The following is an 8557-nucleotide window of genomic DNA, read 5'->3' as shown; positions in this document are numbered from 1 at the left end:
CCGGCGGCGGGCGGGGCTTAATGCCGCGGCACCGGATCGGGGATTTTGCTACGGTTGAGAGCAGGGCCCGCTCCTTCCGGCCCCCGGACGACGGTTCAGTACCCGGCACGCGACAAGACTGGCCAAAGGATCTAGCAGATGGCATGGGCCATTCTCATCGCTTCCGGGATGCTTGAAGCCGTCTGGGCAACAGCACTCGGGAAGTCGAACAACTTCCGCAAACCCCTTCCCAGCATCGTGTTCGTGCTGGCGCTGACCGCCAGCATGGCCGGACTCGCCTGGGCGATGCTGAGCATTCCGGTTGGCACTGCCTACGCCGTCTGGGTGGGTATCGGCGCCGTCCTCACCGCGGCCTACGCCATGGCTTTCGGCGGCGAAAAGGCCACCGTCGCGAAGGTGGTGCTGCTGATGGGGATCATCGGCTGCGTTGTCGGCCTGAAGGTGGTGGCATAACCCATGGCCTGGATCATCCTTATTCTCAGCGCCGTCCTCGAAGCTGTCTGGGCCACCGCGCTGGAGGCCTCAAACGGGTTCACCGTCCTGCTCCCCTCGGTCATCTTCGCCGCCGCTGCCGCACTGTCCATGGCCGGGCTTGGCTACGCCATGAAGTTCATCCCCATCAGCACCGCCTACGCCGTCTGGACCGGGCTCGGCGCCGTCCTCACCGTGGCCTGGGCCATGGCCACAGGCAGCGAGGAACCAGGGGTACTCAAGGTCCTGTTCCTGGCCGGGATCATCGGCTGCGTGATCGGGCTGAAGTTCGTGGACAAGGCTGCGCCTGCTCCGGAGAAACAGGAAATCCGCTAGCGGGCAGCAGCCCGGATTCCCGCCTCCTGCGCCGCTAAACGGGCTGCCGGGGTTACAAAGCCCCACGTCACGGTTGATACTGCACAGACGCACCCCCATCCGGTCAAGGAGCCGATATGTCCGTGGCAGATAAGGATCGCTCAGTCTTCCGGCGTAAGCCGATCGAAGAAACCGAGGCTGAAGCCGGCGAAGGAACCAAGCTCTTCAAGAGCCTTGGCCTGTGGCAGCTGACTGCCATCGGCGTCGGCGGCATTATCGGCATCGGCATCTTCACGCTCGCCGGACTCGTGGCCAACGGCGGCCCGGATTCGGAAGGAGTGGGCCCGGCCGTTGTTATCTCCTTCCTCATCGCCGGGCTCGCAAGTGCCGCGGCCGCCCTGTCCTACGCGGAATTCGCCGGGATGGTGCCGCGTGCCGGTTCGGCCTACACCTACGGGTATGTCGCGCTCGGGGAGATCATCGGCTGGTTCATCGGCTGGGACCTGCTGCTGGAGTACACGGCGATTGTCGCCGTCGTCGCCATCGGCATTTCCGGGTACTTCACCGAGTTCATGGCCGGAATCGGTGTTGACGTACCGGTCTGGATGCAGGGCACCGGAGACGTTATCGAAGGCGGCCTGGTGAACCTGCCCGCCGTCGTCGTCTGCCTCTTTATCACCTTCATCCTCAGCCGCGGCACCCGGACTTTCGGCCGGTTCGAACTGGTGGCGGTGGCCCTGAAGGTGCTGCTGATCCTGTTCATCATCGGGCTCGGCGTGTTCTTCGTGAACACGGACAACTACACCCCGTTCCTGCCCAACGGCTTCGGTGTGGTCTTCACCGGCGCCGCCACCGTGTTCTTCGCCGTTTTTGGCTACGACGCCATGAGCACCGCCGCGGAGGAAGCAACGGACGGCAAGAAGCACATGCCCAAGGCCATCCTGCTCTCCCTCGGTGTGGCAATGCTGCTCTATGTGCTGGCTACCCTGGTGCTCACGGGCATGCAGAACTACTCGGAGATCAGCCCGACGGCGGGATTCGCCTCAGCGTTCCAGAGCGTGGGCCTGCCGATTATCGCCACCGTGATTTCCGCGTTCGCCGTGATATCGATCCTGACCGTGATGCTGACCTTCCTGCTCGGGGTCACCCGGGTCTGGTTCTCGATGAGCCGCGACGGGCTGCTCCCCCGCTGGTTCGCCGGCACCGACTCGCGCGGCACGCCGCAGCGGGTGACCTGGATCGCCGGCGGCGCTTCGGCCCTGCTGGCCGGGTTCTTCCCCATCCGGGCGGTCGCGGACCTGACGAACATTGGCATCCTCGCAGCATTCGTGGTGGTGTGCGTGGCCGTTATTGTCCTGCGGCGCACCCAGCCGGACGCGCCGCGGGAATTCAGGCTTCCGCTGATGCCGTGGGTCCCGGCGTTCGGCGTCCTGGCCTCCGGGTTCCTGATGCTGCAGCTGCACTGGGAGACCTGGGTCCGGTTCGGCGTCTGGCTGCTGGTCGGCATGGCCCTGTACTGGTTCTACGGACGCCGGCACTCCCTGCTGAATCCGGACAGCCCCCGGCACCGGACACCGGGACCGGCCGCCCCGGCTCCGGACACCGCCGGATAGCGCCGGCTACTGCCGCGGGCTGGACGCAGCGCGGTCCGGAACCGTGCCAGCAGGGAGCCGGACGGTGAAGACTGTGCGGCCCGGTTCGCTGTCCAGGCTGATGCTCCCATGGTGTGCGCTGACGATCGCAGCCACGATCGCCAGGCCCAGCCCGGAGGATGCTGCCCGCCCGCTGCGGGCTGCATCCGCACGGGTGAAGCGGGAAAAAATGTGCTCCTGGAAGGCTTCCGGAATGCCGGGGCCGTTGTCCGCCACTGTGATCACTGCCCCTCCCCCAGCGTCCGGGGCCAGCCTGGTGCTGATCGTGGTCCCGGGGTCAGTGTGCCGGCTGCCGTTGGTCAGCAGGTTGATCAGGACCTGCCGCAGCTGGCCGGGGTCCCCGTGCACAATCACGGGCTCTTCCGGCAGGGAAATGGTCCAGTTGTGGTCCTGCGCCGCCACCCGGGCATCGCTGACCGATTCAATCACCAGCTGGGTCAGGTCCACTTCCTCACGGACCTCCCCGCGGCCTTCATCCAGGCGGGCGAGCAGCAGCAGGTCCTCCACCAGCCCCGTCATACGGCGGGATTCCGCTTCCACCCGCCCCAGCGACTGCTGGCCGTTGGCGCTGAGGTCCTCCGTCAGGCGGACCATTTCGGTGTAACCGCGGATGGAGGTCAGCGGCGTCCGCAGCTCATGGCTGGCGTCCGCGACGAACTGCCGGACCTGCGTTTCACTGCGCTGGCGCACCGCCAGCGCGTGGGAGACGTTGTCCAGCATCCGGTTAACGGCCAGCCCCACACTGCCAACCTCGGTGGCCGGATGCGTCAGTTCTTCCGGCACCCGCTCCGGCAGGTCGACGTCGCCCGATTCCAGCGGCATGGTGGCCACCTGGGTGGCGAGGGCGGACACCTTCTCCAGGGGACGCAGCGCGCGCCGGATAATCAGATAACTGAGCACACCGGTGACGGCCAGGCCCACCGCCGAAACCCCGGCAATGGTCAGGCCCAGCGAGAAGAGCGTGTTGTTCTTTTCCGCGACCGGAAGTCCGGAGACAACCACGGTTCCAACCGTTCCCGGCTGGGGCTGCGCCACGAGCCGGTACTCGCCCACCGAAAGCGTCCGGGTGACCGGCTCGCGGACCGGGGGCACAGCCGCGATGATCTCCAGGTCGGATTCCGGCAGGGGTGCCCGGGAGCCGTCCGGCTGCACAACCGCGGCGCCAACCACGGCACCGTCCGTGACCCGGGCGCCCAGCATCCCAATCCGCCCCTGGCCCGGGGCATCCAGTGGATCCCGGTCCGGGTCCGGGAACCTGCCGTGCGGGAACTGGAAACCGGCGGCCCGGTCAGAGGCCCCGATCAGCGTCTGGTCCAGCTGCCGGGTCAGGTAGACGTTCATCACCGCGTGGCTGAAGAAGCCGATGGTCAGGCAGGTGAGAAGCAGCAGGGCCAGCGTCGCGGCGAGGAGCTTGCTGCGCAGCCGCCAGCCTTCCAGCCACCGCGCCCAGCGCGGCTGCCCCGGCTGGGACCCGGGTGCGCTGTGCGCTCCGGCGGCGGCCCGCGGTGCTGCCGGTCCCTGCCCATCTGCCGGTCCCTGCCTCCCGGAACTGCCCACACCGCTCATGTGGCCGGTTTTAGCACGTATCCGGCCCCGCGGACGGTATGGATCATCGGCGGACGGTCGACGTCGATCTTCTTGCGGAGGTAGGAGATGTACAGTTCCACGATGTTCGCCTGCCCGCCGAAGTCGTAATCCCAGACCCGGTCCAGGATCTGCGTCTTGCTGACCACGCGGCGCGGGTTCTCCATCAGGAAGCGGAGCAGTTCAAACTGGGTGGCCGTCAGCTGGATCTCGTCCCCGCCGCGGGTGACTTCCCGGGTATCCAGGTTGAGCACCAGGTCCCCCACCACCAGTTCGGAGGTGTCCGCCGAAGCAGCTCCGGAACGCTGGACCAGCCGGTGCAGGCGCAGCAGCACCTCCTGCAGGCTGAACGGTTTGGTCACATAATCGTCGCCGCCTGCGGCCAGGCCCGTGATCCTGTCCTCCACGGCGTCCTTGGCCGTCAGGAAGAGGGCAGGAACGTCCGGGTCGAAGCTGCGGATCTTGCCGAGCGCCTCAACGCCGTCGAACTCGGGAAGCATCACGTCCAGGACCAGGACGTCCGGACGGAACTCGCGCGCCTTCGCGACGGCGGAACGGCCGTCTCCGACGGTGGCGACCTCCCAGCCGGTCATCCGCAGGCCCATGCTGATCAGGTCGGCGAGGTTGGGTTCGTCGTCGACCACCAGGGCCCGGATGGGAGTGCCATCCGGGTGCATGAGCTTAGGCAGATTGGCTGCGAAGTTGTTCGGGGCCTCGGTCATGTAAGCCTTTCCATCGGGTCCGCGGAAACCTGCTTTGGGGGACAGCTTAGCCACCCGGCTGCGGCGGGCCGGGCGCAGCTGCGCCCGTGGCGCCGTTTCGATCATCCCCCGCCCGGCTTTCGGCATCCTTGTTCATTCCTGTGCGGGAACTGTGAGCCGGTGCTCCGCCCGCGCGGGGCGCGTCCATCCGGCGGTACCCCAGCCCGGTGGCGACGCACAGCAGGTAGGCGCCGCCGATGAACAGCCAGCCGTCCAGGAATCCGCCGGAGAACTCCAGCAGCAGGCCCATGGCCAGGGGCCCCAGCGCAAAGCCTGCATACATGCCCAGCGAGACCGCACCGGAGGCGGCACCGACGCGCTGCTTGGGCACTTCGCGGAGGACACCGGCCATCACCACCACGTTAACGCCCAGGACAGAGGCCCCGTGGAACAGCACCCCGGCCCAGAGCAGCACCGGCGCGCCGGTCTCTCCGGCTGCGAGGAGCAGGCCCGCTCCGCAGATTGCCCCGCCAGCCAGGACCAGCAGCAGAGTGGAGGCGCGGACGCCTTCGGCCATCCGCCGGCCCCACAGCACCCGGGAGGCCACCCCCACGATGCCCGCCACAGCCGCGGTGGCGCCGCCCATCAGCAGCGAGAAGCCGAGCTCCCGCTGGGCGAAGAGCGGCAGGTAGACGTTGGTGGCCTGCATACCCGCCCCGGAGAACAGGGCGAAGGCGGCGAGCAGCCAGACCGGCGCCGGGAACCGGCGGTCCACCGGTTCCCGGCTGGCCTTGTCCTGGGCCGGCCGGCGCGGTTCCTTCGGCAGCCGGTTCCAGGAGTAGAGCAGGAGCAGGCCCAGGACCGCGGCAGCTCCGACGGCGGCACCGCGCCAGCCGGCGAACAGTGCGGCAGCCGGAAAGAACAGGCTGGAAAAAAGCTGGCTGGCCTGCACACCGGACTGCTTAATGCCCATCCAGCCGGGGCGCTTGGCGGGTTCCACGGAGTGGATGATGATCCGGTTGGTGGTGGGGTTTGAAATGGCCTGCGCCGGCCCGGAGAACAGGACGGCGGCCAGCAGCCAGAGGTAGTTTCCCGAGACGGCCATAAAGATCAGGGCAAGTGCGGTGCCGCCGAAGATGATCAGCAGCTGGGAGCGGGCGCTGATGCGGTCGCTGAGCCGGCCCAGGGACATGGAGGACAGCGCCGCGCTGCAGAAGCAGGTGGCGGCCAGCAACCCAAACTGGGCCTCGCTGATCCCCAGGTCAGCCATGATCAGGGTGCTTGTGGCTGAGAGTCCGTAGTTCATGACCGGGCCGGCGCCCATGGCACATACCAGGACAAAAAGCAGGCCGGGGCCGGGGGTGGAGCGCAAGATTTTCCCTTCCTGGAACGACACACACCATTGTGGCCTGTGTATGCCAGTGTTACGGACCAAAAAGGACTAATATCAGCCTTAGGGTCCACCATCACCGGGCCCGCTTAGCTGGGGGAGTTCCAATTGGGCAGTGAGTCTCAGGCGCGCGTGCCTTCGCCACGCCGCCGCTCCGTAATGCTCTACCGCCGTGCCCGTACGGCCCTGATTCTGGTTGGGGTGTTCTGGCTGTGGCTGCTGTTCGGCAGCGCCGCGTTCGTTGCGTCCCTCTTCGACAGCCCGTTCTATGCAATGCTCGCGCTGTATGCGCTGGGTACCGTCACGTTGATTTCCCTGCTGATCGCTCCGGTGGCGCTGGCCTACCTGCTCATGAACCGCCAGCCGGCGCTCACGGCACCTGCCGCAGCAGACCGGCCGGTCCGGGGGATCCGTCCGGACCAGCCTGCCCAGCCGCCCAGATCTGCCGAGGCGGCGCGTTTCCCCCGCTCGGACCTGGCTCCGGTGATCCGGATGATTCCGCGCAAGGTCAAGGACGGCGGGACTGCCCTGGGCTCCCGTGCGGCCGCAAAATGGCGGGATCTGGCCTCCTAGTTACGGCTGCGATGTTCTGAGGCGGGATCCGCCGCCCCCGCACCCTTCTCCCGGCAGACGCCGGCCGGAAGCAATGTCAGTGCCGGCAGCGACAGTGGAGTGCATGAGAGCATCCACGCACCCCGCCCCGCACCCCCAGGCAGCTGTCTCCGGTCCACGCGTTGCCCACGCCACCTACCGGCGCGAACCCTATATCCGCTGCCGTATGGACGGTTTGGCGGTGGACGGCAAGGCCGCTGCCTGGACCCGCACCCATGTGCTTGTGCATTGGATCGACGACGACGCCCGGGCCCACAACCGCTGGGTCCCTGCTGCCGCCGTCGTGCGTATTCCCCGGGACGATTCTGCCTGGCGCGATCCGTACGACGATTTTGCCTTCTACTACGACACTTCACCCCAACCGGCGGCTCCGGCGCGCTAGCCCATTGACAGCCGGACCGGCACAGGGCTCAGTGGACTCAGCGGGCTCGCTGCGGGGTGCACCGGCATTCCAGGGGCGGAAGGGGCGGGTGCCTGGGTATGGATTTCCACAAACTCATCGAATCAGCCGGGGCGCTGGTGGACCTGGCGGGTGTCGCGGCGATCGTTGCCGGCGCGGTGGTGGCAACCATCATCGCCGGCACGGGCCTGCTCCAGCGCCGGTCCAGCGTGTATGAGGTCTACCGGCAGCAGCTGGGGCGGGCGATCCTGCTGGGATTGGAGCTGCTGGTAGCCGCGGACATCATCCGCACGGTGGCTGTTACCCCCACCTTCGAGTCCCTGGGGGTGCTGGCGGTGATTGTGCTGATCCGCACGTTCCTGAGCTATTCGCTGCAGCTGGAGGTCACCGGGAAACTGCCCTGGCAGAGCGGGCCGGCCGCTCCACTCAAGGAAGCCGCTCCGCTCAAGGAACCGGCAGCACCGGGGCGGAAGCCTGATCCTGCCGGGTAGCCGAAGTATCGCGGAAGGCCCGCACCAGGACCACCACCGAGATAAACAGGGTGGCGATGCCGAACGGATTGGCCAGCGCCGCCGAGTACCCCAGGACCTCCTCGCCGGCCAACCCGGACAGTATCGACCCGCTGCCGGGTGTGCCGAAATCCGGAACGAAGAAGCCGAAGGCAGCCGCCAGGAGGTAGTTGCCCAGCAGCAGGAGCGAGGTTTTGAGCGGGGCCCCGAAAGGGCGCCGGGCCTTGGCGTTGACGGTGATTTTCACGGCCGCGGTGAGCATCAGGACGGCGAGGACCGGTCCGGCGGTCAGGGCGAAGATCGGAACGAGCGAACCCTCCACACCGAACAGGATGCGCCCGGCAGTAATCCACAGCGGCATAACGATGGCCATGGGGATGCTGATGGCAGCCATCACAAGGGTGAAGCTGCGCGAAAACGCAGAGGGTGCAGGAGCGGGCATTCTTCAACTCTAGCCGGGCCCGGACTGGCCTCTCATGTGCAGGGATGATCCCCGGCGGCACCGAACTCATCTTCAAGGATGATGTGCAGCGCGGCATGGGAAACCTACGCTGGGAACCGTGCCGGCCGAACAGCGGTTTGGATCTTCCGGTTCTCTCCAGAGTCCCTCTCACCAGCCTTCCGTCGAAAGCGCCCGGTTCAATCATGCCCGTTGAGTTCCTGATGTGGATTCCAGCAGCCGCCCTGCTGCTGCTCCTCGTCCTCACGTTGACGGCCGGGGCGCTGTTCAGCCTCTACCGCACGGACTGGGCAGCCGGCGGAGTGCGGGCGCTCTGGTGCGCTGTGATTCTTCTGCTGCCGGTGGGCGGTGCCTTGGCCTGGCTGGCCGTGCTGCAGCGCCGCACCCGCTGCGAACCGGCGGTCAAGGACGGCAGCCCGGAGGCCGCTGGATAGCCCTGCCACAGTTTCGTCGACCGCGGTTC

Annotated in this window: 11 protein-coding genes and 1 riboswitch; of the genes, 7 read left to right on the top strand and 4 right to left on the bottom strand. The window is 67.3% G+C overall.

The annotated features are described in order from the left end of the window. The first annotated feature begins 60 nt into the window (after positions 1-60). Positions 61-127, top strand: a riboswitch (guanidine-III (ykkC-III) riboswitch). 11 nt (positions 128-138) lie between these two features. The 3 genes from AL3_RS16715 to AL3_RS16705 all read left to right on the top strand — a co-directional run bounded on the left by AL3_RS16715 (position 139) and on the right by AL3_RS16705 (position 2399). After that, positions 139-453: a DMT family transporter gene (locus AL3_RS16715; RefSeq protein ID WP_066303200.1), complete on the top strand. Its 315-nt coding sequence runs from the start codon at positions 139-141 to the stop codon at positions 451-453. 3 nt (positions 454-456) lie between these two features. Beyond that, positions 457-807, top strand: a complete 351-nt coding sequence (locus tag AL3_RS16710) for a DMT family transporter (RefSeq protein ID WP_066303198.1) — start codon at positions 457-459, stop codon at positions 805-807. Between the two features lie 122 nt (positions 808-929). After that, positions 930-2399, top strand: a complete 1470-nt coding sequence (locus AL3_RS16705) for an amino acid permease (RefSeq protein WP_246168389.1) — start codon at positions 930-932, stop codon at positions 2397-2399. A 6-nt stretch (positions 2400-2405) separates the two neighbouring features. Here the strand turns inward: AL3_RS16705 and AL3_RS16700 are convergent, their stop codons facing one another. The 3 genes from AL3_RS16700 to AL3_RS16690 are packed head-to-tail and all read right to left on the bottom strand — an operon-like array spanning position 2406 to position 6095. Continuing rightward, on the bottom strand, positions 2406-4004 hold the full coding sequence (locus AL3_RS16700; RefSeq protein WP_083521846.1) for a sensor histidine kinase: 1599 nt from the start codon (positions 4002-4004) through the stop codon (positions 2406-2408). Then, on the bottom strand, positions 4001-4744 hold the full coding sequence (locus AL3_RS16695; RefSeq protein ID WP_066303215.1) for a response regulator transcription factor: 744 nt from the start codon (positions 4742-4744) through the stop codon (positions 4001-4003). Before AL3_RS16695 ends, AL3_RS16700 begins: the two co-directional genes overlap by 4 nt. 46 nt (positions 4745-4790) lie before the next feature. Then, positions 4791-6095 (bottom strand): MFS transporter, encoded by a 1305-nt coding sequence (locus tag AL3_RS16690; RefSeq protein ID WP_246168388.1) that lies wholly within the window; start codon positions 6093-6095, stop codon positions 4791-4793. 150 nt (positions 6096-6245) lie between these two features. On the opposite strand from AL3_RS16690, the gene AL3_RS16685 reads away from it, so the two are divergent. The 3 genes from AL3_RS16685 to AL3_RS16675 all read left to right on the top strand — a co-directional run bounded on the left by AL3_RS16685 (position 6246) and on the right by AL3_RS16675 (position 7616). Beyond that, on the top strand, positions 6246-6686 hold the full coding sequence (locus tag AL3_RS16685) for a hypothetical protein (RefSeq protein WP_151723865.1): 441 nt from the start codon (positions 6246-6248) through the stop codon (positions 6684-6686). Between the two features lie 103 nt (positions 6687-6789). Then, positions 6790-7107 carry a hypothetical protein gene (locus AL3_RS16680; RefSeq protein ID WP_066303192.1) on the top strand — a complete coding sequence of 106 codons (318 nt, stop codon included), beginning with the start codon at positions 6790-6792 and terminating at the stop codon, positions 7105-7107. 98 nt (positions 7108-7205) lie between these two features. Beyond that, entirely contained in the window at positions 7206-7616 is a 411-nt protein-coding gene (locus AL3_RS16675) for a DUF1622 domain-containing protein (protein WP_066303190.1), read from the top strand. Here the strand turns inward: AL3_RS16675 and AL3_RS16670 are convergent. Further along, positions 7570-8076, bottom strand: a complete 507-nt coding sequence (locus AL3_RS16670; protein ID WP_066303188.1) for a hypothetical protein — start codon at positions 8074-8076, stop codon at positions 7570-7572. The genes AL3_RS16675 and AL3_RS16670 overlap by 47 nt on opposite strands. A gap of 203 nt (positions 8077-8279) precedes the next feature. On the opposite strand from AL3_RS16670, the gene AL3_RS18695 reads away from it, so the two are divergent. Continuing rightward, on the top strand, positions 8280-8528 hold the full coding sequence (locus AL3_RS18695; protein WP_161599334.1) for a PLDc N-terminal domain-containing protein: 249 nt from the start codon (positions 8280-8282) through the stop codon (positions 8526-8528). Positions 8529-8557 lie beyond the last annotated feature (29 nt).

The sequence above is a fragment of the Arthrobacter luteolus NBRC 107841 genome, from assembly GCF_001552075.1.
Lineage (GTDB): Bacteria > Actinomycetota > Actinomycetes > Actinomycetales > Micrococcaceae > Arthrobacter_B > Arthrobacter_B luteolus.
The sequence above is the reverse complement of the archived record's forward strand: the minus strand, read 5'-3'. Positions and strand labels throughout refer to the sequence as shown.